Below are 21,627 nucleotides of genomic sequence, written 5' to 3'. Positions count from 1 at the left end.
GAGCCCGACGCGGTGGCGAATGCCCAGATGATCAATGCCAGCCGTACCAATGCGCGCTTCTGCTTGGTCATTCTCCTGCCCACGATGTGTGTGCCCCTTCGTGATCGCGCAGCACATCGCGACCGCGAAATCACTTTAGTGTTCCGACGTGTCGTCGACCGTCGTCGATTCGACAGAACTCTTCGGTTCTCGGCGAGCAGGGTGCGTTAGGAGCGGTTTCGCAGGGAACCTTCCTTGCCCACCTGGCTGACATCGGTCCGCGAGGCCGTACGCGGGCCTCGCCGCGCTCAGCCTTGGTCAAGAAGCCCGGCCCCAACTCATGGAGCCGGGCTCGATGCCGCAGGGCGGCCCGCCTTGCGGCATCGTCCGGTTGCTGTCAGCTGACGGTGAGCGCGGTGTCGTCGATGACGAATGACGTCTTCAGCGAGGAGTCTTCGATCCCGGTGAATTTGAGGGTGACGGTCTGCCCGGCGAAGGCGGCCAGATCGTACGAGCGCAGGGTGTACGCGCTGGCGTTGAGGTTGGAGAACACCTGCAACGTGGTGGTGCCGACCTGCACGGTCAGTTTGTCGTACTGACGGGTGGTGGTCGTCTCCGCCGTGGCGATCTTCAGGTAGAACGACAGCGTGTAGGCGCTGCAACCGGCGGGAAGGGTCACCGACTGGGACAGGGTGTCGGTGTGGGTCGAACCGTAGCCGTCAAGCCGCGCGTCACGGGTGCCGGTGCGCGGCGATCCGTCGCCGGTGTTCGCGCCGATGACTCCGGCCGAAGCCGTCCACGGTGCCGTCGCGGTTTCGAAGCCGGGATTTCCGAGCTTCTGGCCGGCGCCGGTGCACCCCCCGATCCCGTTGACCGTCAGGGTGTACGAGACGCTGTGGGTCACCAAGCCCGCTCCCGTCACCGTGATGCTGTACGAACCGGGCGCGGCGGCCGCAGTGGTCGCGACGGTCATAGTCGACGAGGCACCGGACGTGACCGACGCCGGGCTGAAGCTCACCGAGACACCGGCGGGAGCACCGGAACTCGTCAGCGAGACGGTCTGCGCGCTGCCGGAGGTGGTGGCGGTGTTCACGGTGGCCGTGGCCGAGGAGCCCGGGTTCACCGTGCCAGAGCTCGGGCTGATTGACACCGAGAAGTCGTTGGCCGGCGCGGTGCCCGTGGTGAGTGTCCAGAACGCGTACGTCTCGGCGTTGGCCCAGCGGCCCAGGGAGGTGCCGTTGATGTTCGATGGGTAGGTGTCGCATGCCTGGTGGTAGCAGGAGTCGTACGCCTGCCCGGCGGTGCCGCCCCACTTGGCCACCTGGGCGCTGGTCTTTCTGTAGCTGGCCCCGGTGGAGTTGATCGATGACGGGATGCCGGCGTTGCGGAACGAGCCGTCGTCGCTGCAGCACTCGGTCGACGTTTCGGTGGGTACGTTGATCGAGGTGAAGTATTCGCGCAGCTTCACGGCGATGGCGTCGGTGCCGGTGACGAAGTAACCGCCGTTGGTGGAAGCGACCATGTCGAAGGTGCCGTACGCCTTGATCGCGGCCTTCTGGGCCGTCGTCAGCGAGTTGACGTAGAACTTGGAGCCGATCAGGCCCTGCTCCTCACCGGCCCACCAGCCGAACCGGACGTGGTTGGTCATGGTCGGGTGGCTTGCGGCAAGTTGGAGCGCGGCTTCGAGGAGCGTGGCCGTACCGGAGCCGTCGTCGTTGATGCCTGGCCCGGCCGACACGCCGTCGGAATGGGCTCCGAACATGTAGGTGTTGCTGGTGTCGCCGCCCGGCCAGTCGGCGATGATGTTCTTTGCGGAGCCGTTGCAGGTGGTGCAGGTCTGCGCGGTGACGGTGAAGCCGGCCGCCTGCAGCTTCTGCTGCAGATATGTCGTCGTCGCGGTGTGACCCGCCGTGCCGGTGGCTCGGTTGCCGCCGTTGCTGCTGGCGAAAGTCTGCAGCTGTTGCAGGTGGGCGTTGACATTGTCGACATCGACGGTTGGCGGAGCCGCCGACAGGGAAACGCTGCTCGCCGTCACGGATGAGCCGGACGATCGCACGCCGGTCGAGCCCGCCGCCGGCAGCGGGCTGAGCCCCACCGTCGCCGCGAGGAAAACAGCTAGGGCAGGTCCTGCCGTCACCGTTCTGAGTCTCATGAGGGGCTCCTAGGGTCGATGCCGATTCACGGCTGGCCGTAGGAAAACAGGAACGTGTAGCCATGCACAAGATATCGAACTACCTATATCTCATGACCGCCCATGGAGGCCGAGGGCGTCGTTGACGCCATCGAATCGGCCCGAAGTGCCGCATCGTGACGGCATCTTCCTGATCGCCGAGGCGACGTGCGCGGCTACCTCGCCAGGTACTCCCGAAAGTTCTCCGGGACCGCATCAGGAGCCGCGCACTGTGTGTCGCCGCTTTCCGGGCGGCCAGGATGCCCGCCCCGAGTTCTCGGGAACGCCGCACCGAGGCCCTGTTACGAAGCCCCCGGGTGCGGCCCGATCAGCGGGCAGTCGGGCAACTCGGTGTGGGTCACCCGGGCGCCGGGGCCGAGCGGCAGGGCGATGTCGAACCGGAAGCAGACGTCCTTGCTGCCGGCCGGGTAGCGCGTCGTCACGGCCCACCGATCGGCCGAGCGCTCGATCGTCCACATGGTCCCGACCACCGCGGTCACCTCGGCGTCGGTCAGCTTGCCGTCGGCGACCGCGGACGCCAGCTTCTGCTGACCATGGTCGGCGAAGCTGCGGGCGGCCGCCAGCGACTGGTCGTCGACCGTATCCTGGTGCCGTGGCAGCGCGACCCCGAACAGCCAGACGACCACGCCCGCCACAAGCAGGAACGCCAGCAGCGCGAGACCGGCCAGGGTCACGACAGACCCGCCGATGAGGCGGAGCCGTCGCGACCCCGTGCCGGTGTTGTCAGCGGACATCAGGAACCTTTGTAGCCGATCTGGTCAAGAGTGGTGCGCATGACGCCGGCATATCCCGGATTGCCGGTACCGGTGTCCTTCGGGTGGAAGGAGGCGCGGCTCAGGCAGGCGCCGCTGAGGAGGTCGGGCAGGCAGAACGGCGTTCCGCGGTCCCGGCCGTGGTCACCGGCAGGATCGTCGCGTGCGGCGCTACCCCGATGGTGGCGCCCGACCGGCCGCGCCCGGCGATCAGCATGGCGATCGCCGTGCCATGGCCCCAGGCGTCGTTCACTCCATTGCCCAGGTCGGGGAAGGCCCGGCCGGGCAGCACCGCGCCGGCGAGGTCGGGCAGGTCACGATCCACACCGGTGTCCAGCACGCCGACGGTCACGTCGTCGCCTTGGCTGAGCTGCCAGGCCCGCGGCAGCCGCAGTTGGTCGATCCAGTAGTGCCGGTCGATGCCGGACGGGGCCGGGGTGGTGCCGAGGACGGACGACAAGCTCAGCACGGTAGCGATCATTCGCATCGACAGCATGCTATCGCCGACGGTTCACGTCGTGCGGACCCGTTCAAGAGACAGGCGCGCGTTCACGCCGTGGCTGCGGACCTCGGTCACTGGCACCGCATGAGCGCCGCCACTCCGGGGCATCGCTGACGCTCGCCCCGAATTGCACGTCGTCTCCGTGGTGCTCGGGCATACGTCGATCGCCATTACGACGGACGTCTCTAAGGTCACCTGCTGGAAGCAGGCCGGCGCTCGGCGGCAGAGCTGATGTCACGGGCGCTCCTCGGGGCGCCGGGAGCCAAAGCGGCTCCCAGAATCCCGGTAGCTCCCAGCGTGGCTCCCACGACGGCCGATGAGCAGAATCCGTGGACATGAGAAAGGCCCTCAACCATGCCATATTGGCTGGTGGAGGGCCTTCTCTGAGAAGTGCGCCCGAAGGGACTCGAACCCCTAACCTTCTGATCCGTAGTCAGATGCTCTATCCATTGAGCTACGGGCGCTCAGTGCGTTGCCAGCATACACACCGGCTCAACACGCGGAGACTCCGGGATTCGAACCCGGGAGGGGGTATAAGCCCCCAACCGCATTAGCAGTGCGGCGCCATAGACCAGACTAGGCGAAGTCTCCTCGGGAGCCTTACAGGCCACCGACCGTCGAGGATACCGGACCGCCCGATGGCCCGGCAAAGAGGTTCCCCTCCGCGCGCCGCGCTGGAAACTGATCGACCACACGCGCCTCCAACAGGTGAAACCTCCGCGGCCAGGCTAGGCTGCCACGGCATGGAGGAGAAGCAGCCGCCGCCGCGTCGTCCGCGGGCTCCCCGGCCCGCGTTCAGCACGTCTGACCAGCCCGAATCCTCCGCGCCGCCGGCCCCTCGGGCCCGGAAGACGCCGCCCCCGGTGACATTCCGGCCGCCGGCTGCGGACAAACCCCAGAAATCTTCGGGTACGGGCACACCGTCGCCAGAAGCAGATCCGTCCACCAAAGTGAACGGCTCATCCCCCCGCGCCCGCAAAGCCACCACCCCGGGGAAGGCAGTGGCGAAGAAGGCGGCACCCGCGAGGCCCGTCCCGGCCGTGACGAAGGCCACGCCCCCGAAGCCCACGCCCGCGAACACCACGCCCGCGAAAGACGGCGCGCAAGCGGGCCAGGCCACCCCGGCGAAGAAGGCCACGCCGGCGAGCGACGCCACCCAGACCGGGCAGGACACGCCAGCAAAGGCCACGCCGACGAGCGACGCCACGCAGACAGGGCACGCCGCCCCAGGGAAGAAGGCCGCGCCGACGAGCGCGGCCACCCCGGCAGGGCAAGCCACTCCAGCAAAGAAAGCCACGCCGACGAGCGCGGCCACCGAGACGGGGCAAGCCGCCCCAGCGAGGAATTCCGTGCCGGCTAAGAAGGTCACGAAGTCGACGGCGGCTAGGAGGACTGCGCCGCTTAAGAAGGCCGTCAAGGCGGCCGCTTCCGAGCTGGCGCCGGCCGTGGTCGAGCCGGACATGACCACCGTCCCGGACGAGCCGACTCCCACACCGGAGGAGAAGGCAGCGACGTCCGCCCCGAGCGGCCCGGCGGCCAGGGCAGCAGCGGCCACGCCCAGCGGCTCAGAGCCGAAAGCCAGCAGCCCGGCGGAGCAACCCTCACCCGGCAAAGAGGCCGGGGCGACAACCCGGGCTGCCGAGCCCCCGGCTACGGCCCCGGGGCAGCCGGGGGCTGTCGTCCCCGTACAGCAGACCCTTCCGCCGCAGATTGCTCCATCGACGGACACCGAGTCCGTTGAAGCCCGCCGGCGCAGCACCGCGGCGGCCCGCTTCGAGGCCTGGGCCCGCATCCTCGCCGATCCCGCCCACTCCCCGGAGCTGCTCGCCGTCGCCGCCGTTCAGACCATCGGCCCGCGTGCCGCCGAATGGGCTCAGCGCATGCGGGATGCCTATCCGGCCGCGGGGCCTGATGCGATCGCTCGGCTGGCGGTGCAGCAGTTCACCCGGTTCGGCAGTGTGAACAGTGTCTTCGCCGCGGTCGCCGGCTCGTACGCTCCGATTGCGCTGCTCGGTGCCGCGGCCTTGACGCAGGCGGAGCTGGCGCTGCACGTGGCCGCGGCGTACGGTGTCGACCCGGCCGACCCGGCCCGGGCCGTGGATCTGCTGGTGCTGACCCGGGTCCACCCTGAGCGGGAGGATGCGGAGGCCGCGCTGGTGTCCGCGCAGGAGCACAGCTACGAGGGTGCCGGGCTGACCGATGCCGCGTGGCGATTGGGCCGGATGGTCGCGGTGCATGCCGGCGGCTGGGCGGTTCTCCGCGTTGCCAACCGGTACTTCCCCGGCGCCAGTCTGCTCGCCGCGGTACTGACCAGCCGGGCCGCCGCACAGACCATGGGAGCTCGGGCCACGCTCTTCTACCGGCGCTGAAGCCAGGGCTGAACTCGCGGCGTACCCCGATCGGGTGACCCAAGCGCACGCACATCCGGACCTATCCGCACAAGCGACGCGCCGACTGTCGGCAATTGTGCGCTCTATGTCGCACTTTCGGTGCGATGCGTAACCTCTCGCTCTGCCCACCCTAAGGGCATGGGAGACCTCGCGCGTTTGCTCAAGGAGAGCTGGAGCCTCGTCGAGGAGCACCAGGAGAAAGTCGCCGGCTATTTCTACGCGCGCATCTTTCTCTCGCACCCCGATCTCCGGGACCTCTTCCCCGTCCATATGGACGTTCAGCGGGCGCGGCTGCTCAACGCGATCGTCACCGCGGTGCAGACGCTCGAGGATCCGGAGAAGTTCGACGACTATCTCCGGGGCCTCGGCCGGGACCACCGCAAGTTCCACGTGGAACCGGAGCACTACGAGGTGGTCGGCGGCGCGTTGATCGAGGCCATGCGGCATTTCGGCGGCGAGCAGTGGGGAATCGAGTACGACCAGGCGTGGGCCGACGCGTACGCGGTGATCGCCTCGAAGATGCTGGCCGGCGCCGACGCGGACACGAACCCGCCGTACTGGTATGCCGAAGTGATCTCGCACGAGCGCCGCGCCAATGACATCGCGGTCTTCACCGTGATGCCGATGCAGCCGCTGGAGTATCGGGCCGGGCAGTATCTCAGCCTGGAGTGCCCGCGGTTCCAGCCGCGGTTGTGGCGTACGTACTCACCCGCGAACGCTCCCCGGCGCGACAACACTCTGGAGTTCCACGTACGCGCGGTCGGCGCCGGCTGGGTGTCGAGTGCGCTGGTCCGGCGGCTGGAGGTCGGTGACATGATCCGGCTCGCCGCGCCGATGGGGTCGATGAATCTGGACCGGCGCTCGACCCGGGACGCGGTGTTCGTCGCCGGCGGCACCGGCCTCGCGCCGATCAAATCGCTGCTGGAGGAGCTGACCCGGTACAACCGCACGCGCTGGGTGCACGTCTTCTTCGGCGCCCGGACCCGTGACGACCTGTACGACCTCGCCGAGCTGAACCGCCTGGCCGCGCGCTACCCGTGGCTGTCCGTGGTCACCGCGTGCAGCGACGATCCCACCTTCCCCGGCGAGCAGGGCAACATCTCGGACGTCGTCGCCCGGTACGGCCCCTGGAACGAGCACGACTTCTTCGTCTCCGGTTCGGGCCCCATGGTCAAGGCGACCTTGAAGACGCTGGCCGAGCTCCAGGTTCCGTCGATCCGCATCAAGTACGACAGCTTCTCCGAGATGTGACGGGATGGGACGAGACCGGGGATGTAGCGAGACGCTAATAGCTCCACGGGCGGCCGGTCTGGCCGTACTCCTCGACCGGCACGAGGGCGGAGTCGGCGGCCATCCGGTCCACGTAGAGGCGTCCGTCGAGGTGGTCGATCTCGTGGCTGACCAGACGCGCCATGGCTTGTTCGAAGGAGGTGATGACCCGGGTGCCGTCGAAGCGGGCGTGTTCCACGTCCACGCGTAGCGGCCGGACGACCAGGCCGCGGTAGTCGAAGAACGAGAGGCAGCCCTCGTACTGTTCGTCGGTCTCCCCGGACTCGTCGACGACGCGGGGGTTCAGCAGGACGACGGGCTGGGCGCCGCGTTCCGGCGGCCGGACCATGGCGGCGGCAACCGCCAGGCCTATTTGCGGCGCGGCCAGCCCCACCCCCTTGCTGAAGTCGTGCACGGTCTCGAGCCGGCCCAGGGTGGCCCGCAGCGCGGCCACGGCCTCTCGGGCGTGCGATTCCTCCCGGGGCAGTTGAAAGTGCCGGGCGCGCTGGCGGAGCAGATCCGCTCCGCGCTGCACGATGCCTATTCCGCGCATCCGCTGGCTCGCTCTCAGCTCATGGCCGTTCGGCTCCGGTGTACGGGGTTCCACGGCCGTTCGTTGCCGGGGGACGCCTTCGTCTCCGGTGTGCGGGGCGGTCTGCCCGCGGAACCGCCATTCGAGGCGGTAGCGGGCGTTGAGCAGGGGTGCGTCGGTCGACCATTCGAAGACCGCGCGCCGGTCGTCGTTGTGCCGTTCGAGCGGGGTACGGACGGGCACCTCGGCGGCCAGGGATGTCTCCACACCCCAGACCTGCGGTTCGAATTCGACCGGGAAGTCCAGGCGCACGGTGAGGTTGCGGGTGGGCAGGCGCACGGCCCGCTGGAACCAGTGCCCCCACTTCTCCTCGTCGACCGTGTAGGCGTAGTCGATGGTTGTGCGTTCGCCCGGATAGAGCGGGAACTGGCCGTGGTCGTTGGCGAAGAGCAGCCACACCTCCTTGGCGGCGTCGCGGTCCAGTTTGAGTCGCCACTGCATCGGCTCGACGGCGTCGCCTTCCCCGGCGACGGCGTGCAGGTCCATCTCCTCGAAGCTGAGCGGGTGCTGGCGGTGGTGCTGGTTGGAGCCGGCCGGGTCGTGCGGATAGCGGTCCACGGCGATCTTGACCAGGTACCGGGTCACCGGCTCGACGCCGGCGTTGTAGAGGGCGCGCCGGATCCGGCAGCGGTACGCGCCCTTCATGTACGTGAGCTCGGCGATCTCCTGCTCGACGATGAGTCCCGTCCCGGGCGGCAGCCACTGGACGGGCACCGGTGGGTCGCGATGCAGCTGGGTGCCGCGGGCGTGGCGCAGTTCGTCGTACTCCTGGAACCGCTGCCAGATCACGCCGCCGGCGGCCAGGACGGCCTCGGCCCGGCGGGCGAAGTCCTCGGTGGGTTTGTGCCGGCGGCCCTCGACGTGACTGACGTAGGACGGGTCGAAGCCCATCCGGGCGGCGAGCTGCTTCTTGGTCATGCCGCGCTCGACCCGCCATTGCGCAAGCGCCGCCACGAACTGGTCGGCGGCCCTCTCGACTGGCGAGGTGGTCATCACGGATGTCCCCTTTGCGACAGGAAGTTCAGTGTCCATGTCTTCCGGTGTCCGCATGGGGCTTGTAGCGCGTTGCCGACAGATACCTTGACGAAACCGGCAACGCCGCAACGCTGCGTTAGGTCACCCTTGCTCGGGGTATTGATACAGAAATACCTGTCTGGGCCCCCACATCGCGAAGCCTTCCGGGCATGGTTAGGCTAGCCTTAACAGAGTACGGTGAGTGATCCTGAACGATGTGCGAGGGCGAGGTGACAGCAGTGATCCCGCAGAGCTCCTGCTACCTCCGGGCCGGCGGCCGCCGGTGACCACCACCCTCGACCGGTCCGTCGCCGGTCACTCGGCCTTCGCCGAGCCGCCCCTCGCACCGGTCACCGCAACCCTGCAAGCGATGTTCGGCACGTCCACCGAGCTGCCGGGTCTGGCGCCCGACCTTCTGGTACGCGACACGACGGGCTGGATGCCGACGTCGGAGCTGACCGGCAGCGCCCTGGACGTCATGCTCGACTCGTCCGAGCGACGCTGGCAGGCGCAGCCCCACGCGGCCGCCGCGCTGGCCTGGAAGGCGTACACGTACTGGCTGGCCCTGCCGGCGGTGCTGGGCTGGGCCTCGGCCCGTCGAGTGCCGCTGCTGACCGGCTCCGACGTGCTGATGCACTTCGACGACCCGCGTCCCCTGGTGACGATCGGCCTGCACCCTGACGTGACGGTGGCGGTGCTGCCGTCCGACCCGCTGGCCCTGAGCGGCCGGGCAGGCGTGCGGGTGGTCCCCACCGAGGCGGCCCTGCTCGAGGAGCTGCGACGGTCGCTGCTGGACGAGCACCTGACGCCGCTGCTGGACGCGATCCACAGCCGGGTAAGGCTCGGCAGGCGCACCCTGCTGGGCTCGCTCGCCTCCGGGATCGCGTACGCGGTACTCCGCTCGGCCGACGTCCTGCCGGGCTCGTCGGCGGAGACCATCGGGGTCCTGCTCGGCGCCCTCGGCGTTGAGGACCTCATCGAGCTGGTCCCCGGCCGCGCCGGCAAGCTGGAGGTGCAGCGGAAGACCTGCTGCCTGGCCTTCACCCTGCCGCAGCCCAAGGTCTGCATGGGCTGCTGCATCCAGCAGCACTGACCTCCGTCAGCTGAGAGCGGCTCCGCTCAGCGTCGCCTTGGGGTCGTCGACCATCGCGCGGACGTTCCACACCCAGGCGCCGCCGGTCCACGTCGGCTGGAAGCCGAGCAGGTCGGTCATCGCCCGCAGCATCTCGATGTCGCGCTCCTGAGGCGTGAGCACCACCACGCCGGCCTTCCAGTAGCGGAGGTCGGCCAGCGTCATCTCGCGCCGGGTGTCGGTGATCTCCGGGGTGGGGTTCCCCTGCTTGATCGAGCTCATCAGCCCACTGGTCGGCCGCCACGGCGGCGAGAACAGCGCCGCGCGGTCCGCCGGGTCGAGCGGGTTCTGGGCCGGCAGCAGCGCGTACGCGCTCGCGATCCGCATGTCCTGCCCGGTGTAGGCGCTCCACCGCATCGGATCGGGGTACTGGCTGTCCGGCAGGGGCAGGGCGACCACCGTGTGGTTGTCGTCGACGTACTGGCGCCAGGCGCCCGACGTCACGAAGTCCGGCACCGGCTCCATGGGGGCCGTCCGCAGCGGAGTCGGGGCGAGCGGCACCAGGGCCATCGCCACCGCCGTGATCATCGCAACCCGGACCGGGCCGCGGGCGGACGGCTGGGCCTTCATCAGATCCGAGGCCTTCTGGCAGCCGAGCGCCAGCACGATGCCGATGACCGGCGCGATCGCCATGGCCCAGCGGGTCGGCACGGCCGAGTTCAGCACCGGGACGCTGTGCAGCAGCGCCCAGATGCCGTTGACGCCGGTGTCGGCGCCGTTGAGGTGGACCCGCGGGCCGAGCGACAGGGCGCCGAAGAGCAGCGCCAGGCCGGCCAGCGTGAGCACGGCCGCGCTGCGGCGCATCCACGCCACCAGGCCGAAGAAAAGGATGATCAGGCCCCAGCCGAAGAAGGAGTTCTCCTCGGAGGCGTTCTGCGCCAGGCGGGCGGCGGTCACGCTGTTACCGGCGATGGAGCGCTGCGCGTACGCGGTAAAAGCGCCGAGGTCGGTGCCGAAGTACCGGACGAACTCGGACAGGCCGTGATAGCTCTGCGGCCCGAAGAACTGCACGGAGAGCGGGTATGCCAGCACGGCCAGCGTCACCGCGGCGGTCACGCCCAGCGCGCGCAGGAAGGTCGTCACCTCGGCCCGGGCGATTCGCTTGCGCCGTGAGATCGCCATGGCGGTGCAGAAGATACCCAGCCCGACCGCGGTCATGAAGAGGATCTCGAGGTTGATGAACGCCTGCCAGACGAGCAGGCCCGCGAGGATCAGCCCGTTGCGGGCCGCGCGGCCCGGCGTACGCAGCGCGAGGGTGCGCCAGATGATCAACGGCACCAGGAACTGCGAGACGATGTTCGGGTGGCCGCCGGCGTGCGCGACCATGCTCGGCGCGAAGGTGACGAAGAGCGCGCCCACCCACGCGGCCAGCCGCGAGGTGACGAACTGGCGCGAGAGCACGAGATACCACGAGATGCCGGTGATCGCCAAGGCGAGAGTGAGAAACGCGTTGAACGCCACATGCGGCCCGAAGAGGACAGTGACCGGCGTCATCGGCAGTGAGACGGCCAGCACCGAGGTGTTGGCCATCATGTTCACCCCATCGGGGTAATTCATGCGATCGGAGAAGAACGGATAAGCGCCATCCGTGAGCACGCGCGCACCGTGCGCCAGCATCCACTCAAAGAATGCTTGATCCTGAGGATCATCGCGCAACTCATGATCAAGATTGAGCCACAAGGGCGCCGTCAGGAAGAGCGCTACCCCGACAAAGGTGGCGATCGCCAGCGCGTCTCGCCAGGTGAGAGAGCGCCACCAGCGGCGCCGCGGCGCCGGCTCCAGAGCCGGCTCGGGGGCCGCCTCGGTCGCCTTGCGATCTGCGGGTATGACCGTGATCGGCGCGGCGGCAACCTCGCTTTCGAGGGTGCGCAGCTCCGCATCCAGGTCTTCGGTGGCGGCCTCCGGGTCCGGTGGCAGAACGTTCCCGCCGGGCGACTGGCCGGTCGAGTCAATACCCGTAATCGTCATAGCATCGGCGAGCCTAACGGAGCTTGGTAACAGTGTCGTGACGGGCGGCCGAGGCGTGATCGACCCGATATGTACGCGCGTTTTACCGCCGCCTCACGCCAGTGGTGCATGATGGGTAACGATCCCGGGTACCCCCGGGGCAATGTCTCAATCAGGCAAAAATGGAGCGGTCAGCCCCCGCTCAACTTTCGGTTGCGCGCACCGGATGCTTAACTCTTCCGGTCCCGCTGTCAGCTCGGATCGGCAAGACGAGGGAACCTTACTTATGGCAGACATCACTGGAGACCAGCGGATCCAGTCCGAAGTGCTCGAAGGCCTCGCCATGGCCGTGAACCACCGTCGTTGGTTCGTCGAGCTGGCTCTCCCCTACCTGGGGGAGAACCCGATCGAGATCGGCAGCGGCCTCGGCGACTACGCCCTGGAGTGGGCGGAGCACGTTCCGCACTTCACCGCCACCGAGGCGGACCCGGACCGGCTCGTGCAGCTCAAGGAGCGCCTGGCCGACCACACCAACATCGACGTGCGGCAGATGCTGCTGCCGGCGCCCGACGCCGCGGGTGAGTACAGCGCCGCGGTCTCCTACAACGTGCTCGAGCACATCGAGGACCACGTCGGGGCACTGCGCAGCATGGCCGAGCTGGTCCGCCCCGGCGGCCGGGTCATCCTGATCGTCCCGGCGTTCATGTTCGCGATGAGCCAGGTCGACATCGCGACGGGCCACATCCGCCGCTACACCAAGAAGACGATGCGGGCCGCCATGACCGAGGCCGGCCTGACCATCGAGAAGCTGCACTACGCGAACGCGCTGGGCCTCATCGGCTACTACACCGCGACGAGCATCTTCAAGCTGGCCCCGAAGGAGGGGCCGATGGTGAAGATCTACGACAGCGTCGTGCTGCCGGTCACCAAGGCCGCCGAGAAGGTCGTGAAGCCGCCGTTCGGCCAGTCGGTCTTCGTCGTCGCGAAGGTTCCCGGCTGACCCAGGCACACCAGAAAGCCCGCCCGGTCACAGACCTGGCGGGCTTTTCGGCGTACAAGGGGCGGGAATTCAGCCCTTGACCTGGTACGTCGGGCGGATCGTCGCCCGCGCCAGCGTGTGGAACGCCAGGTTGAAGCCGACGTACGCGGGAGTCGCGTCCTCGCCGACCTCCAGGCGGTCCACGTCCAGGGCGTGCACCGCGAAGACGTACCGGTGCGGGCGGTCACCCGGCGGCGGGGCGGCGCCGCCGTAGCCGGCCTCGCCGTAGTCGGTGCGGATGGTGAAGGCACCTTCCGGCAGCGGGTCGGCCCCGCGCGGCAGCTCGGTGACCGAGGCCGGCAGGTTCACCACCACCCAGTGCCAGAAGCCGCTGCCGGTCGGTGCGTCCGGGTCGAAGCAGGTCACCACGAAGCCGCGGGTCCCGGCGGGGAAGCCGGACCAGGCGAGTTGCGGGGACAGGTTCTTGCCACCCACGCTGGGATGCACGTACAGCTCGTCGAGCGGATGCCCGTCGGTCACGTCCGTGCTGGTCACCGCGAAGGACGGAACCGGCGGCAGGATGTCGTAGGGATCCGGTGCCTCTGCGCGCTCCAAATTCATGCTGTTGTCCTTCCAGCTGTGCGGACTCCGCGGTCCAGACTGCCCCTGTGAGCTAAAAGTAACCGAGTGAGATGTCGCACAGCTTTCGAACCCGATAACCCCCGTGACCGGTTCGCCGAGGAAACGCACAGCTGGTGCGCGCCCTGGGGCTTGACCGGGGCGATAGTGGTGTCAGACATCCGACCGGGTTCGAGCGGCAGAGATCCCCGTGCCCGGTGGTGATCGGTCGCTCAGCGCAGCCGCGGCCAGCAAGTCGGCACCTGTCCAGCCGGACAGGTGCCGACTGCCATGCGGGGCGGCTACAGGCCGAACAGCGGCAGGCAGGGTTCCAGACCGGTGATCTTCACCTCGGTGGTCCGCGCCGCGGCCCAGGCCGGCCGGTCGAGGACCAGCCGCCGGCCCGGGACCCGCTCCCCGCGTACGACGTGCCACTCGGTGCCGTTGTCGGCGTAGCCGAGCTTGCGCGAGACGGCGTACGAGGCGGCGTTGTCCTCGAACGCCTCCGAGGTCGCGAGCTCGGCGCCGAGGCCCGTGAAGGCGAGATCCAGCACCGCCGCCCGCATCTCGGTGCCGTATCCCCTGCCCTGGTGCGCCAGCCCGAGCCAGGACCCGGTGCCGACGATCCGCGCCGTGGCGAAATCGCGGGCGCCCATGTCCTGCGTACCGATGACCTCGTCGCCGGCCACGACCACCAGCTGCAACGCCCAGTCGCCGGGCGACCAACGCCCCCATTGCGTCCACTGCCACTTGATCGTGTTGCGGGCCCGTTCCTCGGGCGTCGTGTGGGTCCAGGGCGCCACGAACGGCATCACCGCGGGGTCGTGCACGCCGGCGGCCGCGACATCGCCGAGCCGGGCGAGATCATCGAGATCCGGCAGGCGCAGTTCGAGCCGCGGCGTACGAAGCCGCAGCCCGAACAACGGCCAGTGGTCGGTGATCATGCCGCCGATTCTGGTCGCGCCGCTTCCCGGCGGCGACCGAATTAGAACGGCGGTGCCGGATCAGAACCGCTCGATGTGCAGCCCCGCGTACAGCCGGCGGTACACGACCCCGGTCCGCTGGTTCCCCGCATCGATCATCATGCCGCGGCCCATGTAGATGCCCACGTGACCGGCCCCCACGACGAGGTCGCCGGGACGAGCCGCGGCGCGCGAGACGGTACGTGCCCGCGCCGCCTGACCCCCCGACGAGTGCGGCAGCCGCAGGCCGGCACGGGCGTACGCCCGCTTGGTGAAGCCGGAGCAGTCGAACGCGCGCGGACCCTCCCCGCCGGGGGAGTAGCGCTTGCCGACCTGCGCCCTGGCGTAGGCGATCACCGACGCCATGCGCGGCGACGTGCCGCGTGTGAGGCGAGGGCGGGCCGCGACGGCCCGCCGGACGGCGCGCTTGCGCAGGACCGGACGAGCTTGCGCACGACTCGCGACGGCTGCGGCACGGCGACGGGCGGCTGCGGCACGGCGTCGAGCTGCTGCCGCACGGCGTTGGACCGCTGCGGCACCTCGTTCAACGGCGGCGGCACCTCGTTCAACGGCGGCGGCTCGGCGTTCGGCGGCGATCCGCCGTTCCACCGCGGCCATGCGCTCGGCGAGCAGGATCGCCTCCTCGGCCTGGCGGGCGGACTCCTGGTCCCGCCGTACCGTCAGAATCTGACGCTGAGCCGTCGCGGCAGGCCGGGTGACGGATCGCCGGGCCGCCGCCCGGGACGCCGCCCGGTCGCGCGCCCGTTCCTGCACGGTGGGCATCGCCGCCTCGGCGGCGGCCGCGGAAAGCGGGAGCAGCGGCAGGTCAGCGGGGGTAATGGGTTCGAAGACCGGTGCAGTGACGGCCAGCGCCAGGGCGCCGGCGGCCAGCACGCGGCCGGTGGACGGACGGGACAGCAGAGCCTCCGAACTAGGCCCGGGGCACTCACGCGCATCCCGTCCCGGCGCGGTCGGGAACTGCCGCCGCGCCGGCTGTCATCCGTTGAACGGCGACAATGGGAACCCGGACGTTATTGATTAATTCCGCCGACCATGCCAACACACATTCGTGGTGCTGTTCGGCGGAACAGAAAAAATTAATCCCGGCCGGTGTCGATTCCGGTGACGCGCGTTCGTGTAGATCGTGACGAACAAGTCGAGAGGAGCCAGACATGAAGACGTACCTGCTCAGCATGTACCAGCCGGACGGGCCGACGCCTCCGCCCGAGGTCCTCGAGCCGATCATGCGGGGCCTGGCCGCGCTCAACGAGGAATTGCACGACACCGGAGCGTTCGTCTTCACGGCGGGTCTCTGCCCGCCCGACACGGCGACCGTGATCCGCGCGAAGGAGGGCGATGTGATGCTGACCGACGGCCCGTTCACCGAGGGCAAGGAACACGTCGGCGGGTTCACCGTCGTCCGGGCGACCGACCTCGATGTCGCCCTGCGCTGGGGCGAGCGGATGGCCGCGATCACCACGCTCCCGGTCGAGGTGCGGCCATTCTCGAGCTGAGCGAGGTCTACCGCACGGAGTACGGCCGCGCGGTGGCCGTCCTGACCCGTCTCCTCGGCGATCTCGACCTCGCCGAGGAGGCGGTTCAGGAGGCGTTCACCGTCGCGTCGGCCCGGTGGCCACGGGACGGCCTGCCGGCGAGCCCCGCCGGCTGGATCATCACGACGGCCCGCCGCCGGGCCGTCGACCACCTGCGCCGGGAATCGGCGCGCGGCGCCAAGGAGAGCGAGGCGCTTCGGCTGCTCCCGCCGGAGCCCGCCGGCGAGGAGGAGGACCTCTTGCGCCTCATCTTCACCTGCTGTCACCCCGCCCTCCGGCAGGAGGCACAGGTCGCGCTCACGCTGCGGCTGCTGGGCGGGCTCACCACACCGGAGATCGCGCGGGCATTCCTGGTGCCCGAGGCCACGATGGCCCAGCGCATCGTCCGGGCGAAGGCCAAGATCCGGGACGCGGGCATCCCGTACCGGGTGCCCGGGGACGCCGAGCTGCCGGATCGGTTGCGGCCGGTCCTGGCCGTGCTCTATCTGATCTTCAATGCCGGGTACGCGGCCGGCAGCGGCCCCGACCTCGTCCGCGACGACCTGTGCGCCGAGGCCGTCCGGCTGACCCGGATGCTCGCCGCGCTGATGCCGGACGAACCCGAGGTGGCCGGACTGCTGGCGTTGCAACTCCTCATCAGCGCGCGCCGCCCCGCGCGGACCACTGTGGACGGCAGGCTGGTGCGGCTCGCCGACCAGGACCGCTCCCGGTGGGACTCCGCGCTCGTCGCCGAGGGGCAGGAGCTCGTCCGGGGGTGCGTACGGCGGGGCCGGCCGGGGCCGTACCAATTGCAAGCAGCGATCAACGCCGTGCACAGCGCCGCCCCGACCGCCTCGGCCACCGACTGGCCGACGATCCTCGAGCTGTACGACCAGCTCCTGGCCCTCGCCCCCACGCCGGTCGTCGCGCTGAACCGGGCGGTGGCGCTGGCCGAGGTCGCGGGGCCGGAACCGGCGCTGACGATCGTCGACGGCCTGGCCCTGAACCAGTACTACGTCTTCCACGCGGTACGCGCCGAGCTGCTGGCCCGGCTGGGGCGCGCCGACGAGGCGATGGACGCCTACGACCGGGCCTCGAAGCTCACCGAGAACGAGGCGGAGCGGTCCTACCTGCGCCGGCACGGGCATCCGTAATACTCGGCGTCATGCCGACCTCACCGATCGATGACATCCGCGCCCTGTCCCCGGCGATCCGCAAGATGGCGCCCCTCATCGAGCAGGACCGCGGCGTGCCGCCCGCGCTGATCGAACAGCTCGCCGGGCTGGGCGTCTTCCGGCTGGCGGCCCCGCGGGAGTGCGGTGGTCTCGAGGCCGAACCGGGCGCGCTGGTCGAGATCTTCGAGGAGCTGGGACGGGCCGACGGCTCGACGGGATGGTGCGCGATGATCGGCGCCGCGACCTCGATGGCGCTCGGCCATCTGCCGCCGGCCACCGCAACGGACCTGCTGCGGGACCCCCGGTTCCTCATCGCCGGCGTGGCCGCACCGCTGGGACGGGCGGCACCGGTCGAGGGCGGTTACCGGGTGAGCGGACGGTGGTCCTTCGCGAGCGCGTGCCACCACGCGACCTGGCTGGTCGGCGGGGTCGTCACGCCGGCCGGCGCGCGGCTGGCCGTGCTGGACGCGGCCGACGTGTCCATCCACGACACCTGGGACGTGGCCGGGCTGCGGGGCACCGGCAGCCACGACTTCTCCGCCGACGACGTGTTCGTCCCCGCCGACCGGACGTTCTCCCTGGCCGAGCCGCCTCGGCAGGCCGGGCCGCTGTACGCGTTCCCCGCCCTGTCGCTGCTCGCGCTGGGCATCGGCGCGGTGGCCCTGGGCATCGCACGGGCGGCGATCGAGGACTTCGGCGAGCTCGCCCGGGCCAAGCGGAACCCGGTGACCGGTGATTCCATCGGCGCGAAGCCGGCCGTACGGGTGGCGGTCGCGGAGGCCACGGCGCTGCACGGCTCGGGCCTCGCGTACCTGCTGAGCGCGGTGCGGACGGCCGGTACGGACACAGCCGCCCGTGCGGCGCTGCGGCTCGCGATCTCCACCGCGACCCGCAACGCCGCCAGGGCGGTGGACCTCGTCTACAACGCCGCCGGGGGCACCGCCGTGTACGACTCCAGCCCGCTGCAGCGCCATTTCCGCGACGTTCACGTGGCCACGCAACACGCCATGGTGTCCGGCGACGTGACCGAGACGGTCGGCGCGGTGCTGCTGGGTCTCGGCGACACCGTGCCGACCGCGCGGCTCTGATCAGCGGGTCAGGGTCGCGTACAGGTGGAAGCGGGTGACGCTGCGCGGATGCACCCCCGGCATGGTCCGGACCTTGTCCCACAGCGGGCCGCGCGAAACGCCGCCGTCGTTGGCGGCCAGGGCCTTGCGGTGTGCCTCCGCGGTCTCCCACTCGGCGTAGTTGAAGACCTGGGAGCCGTCGGTGCTGAGGTGGAAGAACCCACCGATGCCCCCGGAGGGCAGGCCCCGGTCCGCTGCCAGGGCGTCGAACACCGCGTCGATCCAGGTCCGCGCGATCTCCGGGCCGTCGGTGTCGACCCGGACGCTCACGATCGCGCCCGGGGTGCGGCCCTCGGCGTGCCGGTCTCCGCGGTAAAGCCGGTACGCGGCCAGGCCGGGCAGGTCCAGCGTCGGGTTCTCGGTCGTCCACTGTGAGTAGTGCAGGACGCGATCGCCGTCCACGTCGACGAAGAGCGAGAGGGACAGGAGCCCGTCCGGCCACGGCTTCGCCCGCCACGCGGCCACGACCGCTTGCGCGGCGGCCCTTTTATCCTCAGCCACCCACTCGCCGGCGAGCACGATGGCAACGTCGTCACGGGCCGGGTCGGGCATCCGGTCGCTGATCCGCATGGCCTAGGTCCCGTACGGGCGAACGGCGCGGGCCTCCCGCAACGTGTGCCCCCACCAGGCGAGCCGGTCCAGCATCCGTTGCGCGGCGACGGCGCTCTCCGGGTCCACGGGCCGGCCCGCGGCGTCGAAGCACTGCCGGCCGCCGTGGAAGCTCACGGTGTCGCGCACGGTCATCGCGTGCAGTTCGGCGAAGACGGTACGCAGGTGCTCCACGGCTCGGAGGCCGCCCGACAGTCCGCCGTACGCGACGAAGGCGACCGGTTTCGCCTGCCATTCGGCGTAGTGGTCGTCGATCGTGGCCTTCAGCGGCGCCGGATAGCTGTGGTTGTACTCCGGGGTGACGACGACGAAGGCGTCGGCCTCGCCGAGCTGCTTGGTGACGGTGTCGGTGCCGTCGGCGAGATCGACGATCTCGGCGGCCAGGTCGGATCGCCCGCCGATCTCGGCGGCGACCCAGGCTGCGACGGTGGGGCCGAACCGGCCTTCCCGGGTGCTCCCGACGATGACTGCGGTGCGAAGCGGCGTGATGTCCATGCCGGGGACGCTAAAACCCCAACTAATGTTGAGGTCAAGCCGACGAGGGGACGACGCGATGGAGCTCACGGTGGGGCAGCTCGCCGACCGCAGCGGGGTGACGGTGTCGGCGCTGCATTTCTTCGAGCGCCAAGGCCTGATCACGAGTACGCGCACCGCGGGCAATCAGCGCCGCTACCGCCGGGACGCGCTGCGCCGGGTGGCGTTCATCCGCATCGCCCAGCGGGTCGGCATCCCGCTGAAGGAGGTCGCCGCGGTCCTCGCGTTGCTGCCAGACAACCGCACGCCCACCCGTGAGGACTGGGCCCGGGTGTCGCAGTGCTGGCAGGAGGAACTCGACCGCCGCATGCGCCACCTCGAGCAGCTGCGCAGCGACTTCACCGGCTGCGTGGGCTGCGGCTGCATGTCGATCGACCGGTGCCCGCTGATCAATCCCAACGACGAATTGGGCCGACTGGGCGCGGGTCCCCGCCGCTTGATCGGTGACTGACGCCATTCGGGCGAACCGGACTCAGTGGACTTTCTCCCGGGCGTAGCCTCCGCCCCGCGCACCTGTCAAGATTCGAGCGTTAAGTCCGAAAAGCCCCGAAAGGCGCCCGCCTCATGCGTCGCACGTCCTCCCTTCTCCTGGCCTTCCTCACCGCGACGGTCACCCTCGTCGCCGGCGCGGGCACGGCCGCCCACGCGGCCCAGGCGGCCGTCAAGATGACCTTCAACGCTGCCCCGGAACCGGTGGTCAAGGGCGCGCCGGTGACCCTGAGCGGCCGGGTCTGGATCGGCGCCACCGGCAACCGTTCCCGGGTCAGCTTCTACTTCCGTCAGAGCGGCACCGCCGCGTACGCCTACAAGGGCTTCGCGACCGCCACCGACGCCGGCATCTTCACCCGCCGCTTCACCGCCGAGACGACCGGAACCTGGAAGGCGGTCTTCGCCGGCACCGCGGCCCGTAAGAACGCCGCCCGCCTCGACGCCGTGCAGGTGATCCAGCGCCGCTCCAAGGAGATCGTCAGGTGGACGGGCGACTCCGCCGGCTGGCAGAGCCCGACCGTCAAGGTGCCGACCGTCGACTTCAAGGCGATCGTGTCCTGGAGCTGCACCGAGCCGGACTTCTCCTTCCTCTACCTGACGTGGGAGGGCAAGACGAACGGCTACGAATACGTCGGCGCGGAGAAGCAGTCGGGCACGCTCACGCTCAACGGGCACGAGGGCGGACGCCTCGGCTTCTTCAACATCAGCACCGCGTCGAACTGCTCGTGGACCCTCCGCGTGTTCTCCGGCATCACGACCGTCCAGGTCTGAGCACACTCACGGCAGGAGCACGATCTTGCCGAGATGATCGCTGGACTCCATCAGCCGGTGCGCCTCGGCCGCCTCGCGCATCGGCAGGGTGCGGTCGATGATCGGCCGGATCGTGCCGGCGTCGACCAGCGGCCACACCTGATCGTGGACGCCGCGCACGATGCGGGCCTTGTCCTTCACCGGACGGGCCCGCAGCGTCGTCGCGGCGACCGACCCCCGCTTGGCCATCAGGGCGCCGAAATCCAGTTCGCCCTTGCGGCCGCCCTGCATGCCGATGGTGACGATGTGGCCGTCGGTGGCGAGCGCCGCGATGTTCCGCGGCAGGTACTTCGCGCCGATGATGTCGAGGATCACGTCGGCCCCGTGGCCCTCGGTGAAATCCAGGGTCGCCTCGACGAAGTCGTCGGTGGTGTAGTCGACAGCGAGGTCGGCGCCGAGGGCCAGCAACTGCTCGTGCTTGCGCTCCCGGGCGGTGACGATCACGGTGGCGCCCAGAGCCTTGCCGAGCTGAATCGCGAACGTGCCGATCCCCCCGCCGCCGCCGTGCACCAGCAGCGTCCGGCCCTGACGCAGCCGGGCGACGTCCACCACATTCGACCAGACGGTGCAGGCGACCTCGGGCAGCGCGGCCGCCTCCTGCAGCGACATGCCCCGCGGCACCGGCAGAAGCTGGCCGGCCGGCACGGCCACCCGCTCGGCGTAGCCGCCACCGGTCAGCAGGGCGCAGACCCGCTCGCCTAGGTGGTGCCCGGTGACGTCCGGGGCCAGCGCGGTGATCACCCCGGCGCACTCGAGCCCCGGATACGGCGAGGCGCCGGGCGGCGGCGGGTAGTGACCCTGCCGCTGCATCACGTCGGCGCGGTTGACGGCGGCGGCGGTCACCTCGACGACGACCTCGCCCGGGCCGGGCTCGGGGTCCGGGACCTCGGCCCAGACCAGCGCCTCGGGGCCGCCCGGCTTCTCGATCACGATGGCGTGCATGGGATCAAGCTTGCCCGAGGGGTCCGACAGGAAACGGAGAGGGCTCGCGGGCGGCACCCACCGCCACCCGCGAGCCCTCCGT

The 21,627-nt window shown here is 70.0% G+C and carries 20 protein-coding genes and 2 tRNA genes; 9 read left to right on the top strand and 13 right to left on the bottom strand.

Annotation, left to right across the window (positions count from 1 at the left end; translation table 11 throughout):
- Positions 1-376: 376 nt before the first annotated feature.
- The 5 genes from AB0368_RS30950 to AB0368_RS30930 form a co-directional block, all read right to left on the bottom strand.
- Complete coding sequence (locus AB0368_RS30950; RefSeq protein ID WP_366157546.1) at positions 377-2,131, bottom strand: M20/M25/M40 family metallo-hydrolase; 1,755 nt, start codon at positions 2,129-2,131, stop codon at positions 377-379.
- Between the two features lie 320 nt (positions 2,132-2,451).
- Positions 2,452-2,904: a hypothetical protein gene (locus tag AB0368_RS30945; RefSeq protein ID WP_366157545.1), complete on the bottom strand. Its 453-nt coding sequence runs from the start codon at positions 2,902-2,904 to the stop codon at positions 2,452-2,454.
- Between the two features lie 100 nt (positions 2,905-3,004).
- Positions 3,005-3,409, bottom strand: coding sequence for a S8 family serine peptidase (locus AB0368_RS30940; RefSeq protein ID WP_366157544.1), 405 nt, complete (start codon positions 3,407-3,409; stop codon positions 3,005-3,007).
- A 406-nt stretch (positions 3,410-3,815) separates the two neighbouring features.
- Positions 3,816-3,888: transfer RNA gene (locus AB0368_RS30935), tRNA-Arg, on the bottom strand.
- A gap of 36 nt (positions 3,889-3,924) precedes the next feature.
- Positions 3,925-4,015 (bottom strand) — tRNA-Ser (locus tag AB0368_RS30930).
- Positions 4,016-4,464: 449 nt separating this feature from the next.
- Here AB0368_RS30930 and AB0368_RS30925 point away from each other — a divergent pair.
- Complete coding sequence (locus AB0368_RS30925; RefSeq protein ID WP_366157543.1) at positions 4,465-5,793, top strand: hypothetical protein; 1,329 nt, start codon at positions 4,465-4,467, stop codon at positions 5,791-5,793.
- Between the two features lie 159 nt (positions 5,794-5,952).
- Complete coding sequence (locus AB0368_RS30920) at positions 5,953-7,065, top strand: globin domain-containing protein (protein WP_366157542.1); 1,113 nt, start codon at positions 5,953-5,955, stop codon at positions 7,063-7,065.
- Between the two features lie 34 nt (positions 7,066-7,099).
- Here AB0368_RS30920 and AB0368_RS30915 read toward each other — a convergent pair whose 3' ends face one another.
- Complete coding sequence (locus AB0368_RS30915; protein ID WP_366157541.1) at positions 7,100-8,668, bottom strand: peptide deformylase; 1,569 nt, start codon at positions 8,666-8,668, stop codon at positions 7,100-7,102.
- A 391-nt stretch (positions 8,669-9,059) separates the two neighbouring features.
- Between AB0368_RS30915 and AB0368_RS30910 the strand changes: the two genes are divergently transcribed.
- Complete coding sequence (locus tag AB0368_RS30910) at positions 9,060-9,782, top strand: hypothetical protein (RefSeq protein ID WP_366157653.1); 723 nt, start codon at positions 9,060-9,062, stop codon at positions 9,780-9,782.
- A 6-nt stretch (positions 9,783-9,788) separates the two neighbouring features.
- Here AB0368_RS30910 and AB0368_RS30905 read toward each other — a convergent pair whose 3' ends face one another.
- A complete protein-coding gene (locus AB0368_RS30905; protein ID WP_366157540.1) occupies positions 9,789-11,378 on the bottom strand; it encodes a hypothetical protein in 1,590 nt (529 codons plus the stop codon).
- A gap of 676 nt (positions 11,379-12,054) precedes the next feature.
- Here AB0368_RS30905 and AB0368_RS30900 point away from each other — a divergent pair.
- Positions 12,055-12,768, top strand: a complete 714-nt coding sequence (locus tag AB0368_RS30900; protein ID WP_366157539.1) for a class I SAM-dependent methyltransferase — start codon at positions 12,055-12,057, stop codon at positions 12,766-12,768.
- Positions 12,769-12,837: 69 nt separating this feature from the next.
- Here AB0368_RS30900 and AB0368_RS30895 read toward each other — a convergent pair whose 3' ends face one another.
- The 3 genes from AB0368_RS30895 to AB0368_RS30885 all read right to left on the bottom strand — a co-directional run bounded on the left by AB0368_RS30895 (position 12,838) and on the right by AB0368_RS30885 (position 15,221).
- Positions 12,838-13,368 (bottom strand): YbhB/YbcL family Raf kinase inhibitor-like protein, encoded by a 531-nt coding sequence (locus AB0368_RS30895; RefSeq protein ID WP_366157538.1) that lies wholly within the window; start codon positions 13,366-13,368, stop codon positions 12,838-12,840.
- A gap of 299 nt (positions 13,369-13,667) precedes the next feature.
- Positions 13,668-14,309, bottom strand: coding sequence for a GNAT family protein (locus tag AB0368_RS30890; RefSeq protein ID WP_366157537.1), 642 nt, complete (start codon positions 14,307-14,309; stop codon positions 13,668-13,670).
- 60 nt (positions 14,310-14,369) lie between these two features.
- Positions 14,370-15,221, bottom strand: coding sequence for an NlpC/P60 family protein (locus AB0368_RS30885; RefSeq protein WP_366157536.1), 852 nt, complete (start codon positions 15,219-15,221; stop codon positions 14,370-14,372).
- A 278-nt stretch (positions 15,222-15,499) separates the two neighbouring features.
- Between AB0368_RS30885 and AB0368_RS30880 the strand changes: the two genes are divergently transcribed.
- Genes AB0368_RS30880 through AB0368_RS30870 form a run of 3 tightly spaced genes read left to right on the top strand, consistent with a single transcriptional unit; the run spans position 15,500 to position 18,122 of the window.
- The gene (locus AB0368_RS30880; protein WP_366157652.1) at positions 15,500-15,841 is read left to right on the top strand and encodes a YciI family protein; all 342 of its coding nucleotides are present in this window, start codon (positions 15,500-15,502) and stop codon (positions 15,839-15,841) included.
- Positions 15,829-17,013 carry an RNA polymerase sigma factor gene (locus tag AB0368_RS30875; RefSeq protein ID WP_366157651.1) on the top strand — a complete coding sequence of 395 codons (1,185 nt, stop codon included), beginning with the start codon at positions 15,829-15,831 and terminating at the stop codon, positions 17,011-17,013. The genes AB0368_RS30880 and AB0368_RS30875 overlap by 13 nt, the downstream gene beginning before the upstream one ends.
- Before the next feature lie 11 nt (positions 17,014-17,024).
- A complete protein-coding gene (locus AB0368_RS30870; RefSeq protein ID WP_366157535.1) occupies positions 17,025-18,122 on the top strand; it encodes an acyl-CoA dehydrogenase family protein in 1,098 nt (365 codons plus the stop codon).
- On the opposite strand, the gene AB0368_RS30865 is transcribed toward AB0368_RS30870, so the two are convergent.
- Positions 18,123-18,731: a hypothetical protein gene (locus tag AB0368_RS30865; protein ID WP_366157534.1), complete on the bottom strand. Its 609-nt coding sequence runs from the start codon at positions 18,729-18,731 to the stop codon at positions 18,123-18,125. It lies immediately after the preceding gene.
- A 3-nt stretch (positions 18,732-18,734) separates the two neighbouring features.
- Positions 18,735-19,265, bottom strand: coding sequence for an NAD(P)H-dependent oxidoreductase (locus tag AB0368_RS30860; RefSeq protein WP_366157533.1), 531 nt, complete (start codon positions 19,263-19,265; stop codon positions 18,735-18,737).
- 58 nt (positions 19,266-19,323) lie between these two features.
- Here AB0368_RS30860 and soxR point away from each other — a divergent pair, with 58 nt between their 5' ends.
- Positions 19,324-19,755 (top strand): redox-sensitive transcriptional activator SoxR, encoded by a 432-nt coding sequence (gene soxR, locus AB0368_RS30855; protein WP_366157532.1) that lies wholly within the window; start codon positions 19,324-19,326, stop codon positions 19,753-19,755.
- Between the two features lie 113 nt (positions 19,756-19,868).
- Positions 19,869-20,564: a hypothetical protein gene (locus AB0368_RS30850; RefSeq protein WP_366157531.1), complete on the top strand. Its 696-nt coding sequence runs from the start codon at positions 19,869-19,871 to the stop codon at positions 20,562-20,564.
- A 6-nt stretch (positions 20,565-20,570) separates the two neighbouring features.
- Here the strand turns inward: AB0368_RS30850 and AB0368_RS30845 are convergent, their stop codons facing one another.
- Positions 20,571-21,545: an NAD(P)H-quinone oxidoreductase gene (locus AB0368_RS30845; protein WP_366157530.1), complete on the bottom strand. Its 975-nt coding sequence runs from the start codon at positions 21,543-21,545 to the stop codon at positions 20,571-20,573.
- Positions 21,546-21,627 lie beyond the last annotated feature (82 nt).

Origin of the sequence: Actinoplanes sp. NPDC051475, assembly GCF_040689425.1 — a bacterium.
Taxonomy (GTDB): domain Bacteria; phylum Actinomycetota; class Actinomycetes; order Mycobacteriales; family Micromonosporaceae; genus Actinoplanes.
Note: the sequence above shows the minus strand (reverse complement) of the source record. Positions and strands in the feature narration are given on the sequence as shown.

What these genes read in the sequence shown, in the direction of transcription:
- AB0368_RS30950 (WP_366157546.1), bottom strand. Translation starts at nt 2,131, where the DNA reads ATGAGACTCAGAACGGTGACGGCAGGACCTGCCCTAGCTGTTTTCCTC.
- AB0368_RS30945 (WP_366157545.1), bottom strand. Translation starts at nt 2,904, where the DNA reads ATGTCCGCTGACAACACCGGCACGGGGTCGCGACGGCTCCGCCTCATC.
- AB0368_RS30940 (WP_366157544.1), bottom strand. Translation starts at nt 3,409, where the DNA reads ATGCGAATGATCGCTACCGTGCTGAGCTTGTCGTCCGTCCTCGGCACC.
- AB0368_RS30920 (WP_366157542.1), top strand. Translation starts at nt 5,953, where the DNA reads ATGGGAGACCTCGCGCGTTTGCTCAAGGAGAGCTGGAGCCTCGTCGAG.
- AB0368_RS30915 (WP_366157541.1), bottom strand. Translation starts at nt 8,668, where the DNA reads ATGACCACCTCGCCAGTCGAGAGGGCCGCCGACCAGTTCGTGGCGGCG.
- AB0368_RS30910 (WP_366157653.1), top strand. Translation starts at nt 9,060, where the DNA reads ATGTTCGGCACGTCCACCGAGCTGCCGGGTCTGGCGCCCGACCTTCTG.
- AB0368_RS30905 (WP_366157540.1), bottom strand. Translation starts at nt 11,378, where the DNA reads ATGAATTACCCCGATGGGGTGAACATGATGGCCAACACCTCGGTGCTG.
- AB0368_RS30900 (WP_366157539.1), top strand. Translation starts at nt 12,055, where the DNA reads ATGGCAGACATCACTGGAGACCAGCGGATCCAGTCCGAAGTGCTCGAA.
- AB0368_RS30895 (WP_366157538.1), bottom strand. Translation starts at nt 13,368, where the DNA reads ATGAATTTGGAGCGCGCAGAGGCACCGGATCCCTACGACATCCTGCCG.
- AB0368_RS30890 (WP_366157537.1), bottom strand. Translation starts at nt 14,309, where the DNA reads ATGATCACCGACCACTGGCCGTTGTTCGGGCTGCGGCTTCGTACGCCG.
- AB0368_RS30880 (WP_366157652.1), top strand. Translation starts at nt 15,500, where the DNA reads ATGAAGACGTACCTGCTCAGCATGTACCAGCCGGACGGGCCGACGCCT.
- AB0368_RS30870 (WP_366157535.1), top strand. Translation starts at nt 17,025, where the DNA reads ATGCCGACCTCACCGATCGATGACATCCGCGCCCTGTCCCCGGCGATC.
- AB0368_RS30865 (WP_366157534.1), bottom strand. Translation starts at nt 18,731, where the DNA reads ATGCGGATCAGCGACCGGATGCCCGACCCGGCCCGTGACGACGTTGCC.
- AB0368_RS30860 (WP_366157533.1), bottom strand. Translation starts at nt 19,265, where the DNA reads ATGGACATCACGCCGCTTCGCACCGCAGTCATCGTCGGGAGCACCCGG.
- soxR (WP_366157532.1), top strand. Translation starts at nt 19,324, where the DNA reads ATGGAGCTCACGGTGGGGCAGCTCGCCGACCGCAGCGGGGTGACGGTG.
- AB0368_RS30850 (WP_366157531.1), top strand. Translation starts at nt 19,869, where the DNA reads ATGCGTCGCACGTCCTCCCTTCTCCTGGCCTTCCTCACCGCGACGGTC.
- AB0368_RS30845 (WP_366157530.1), bottom strand. Translation starts at nt 21,545, where the DNA reads ATGCACGCCATCGTGATCGAGAAGCCGGGCGGCCCCGAGGCGCTGGTC.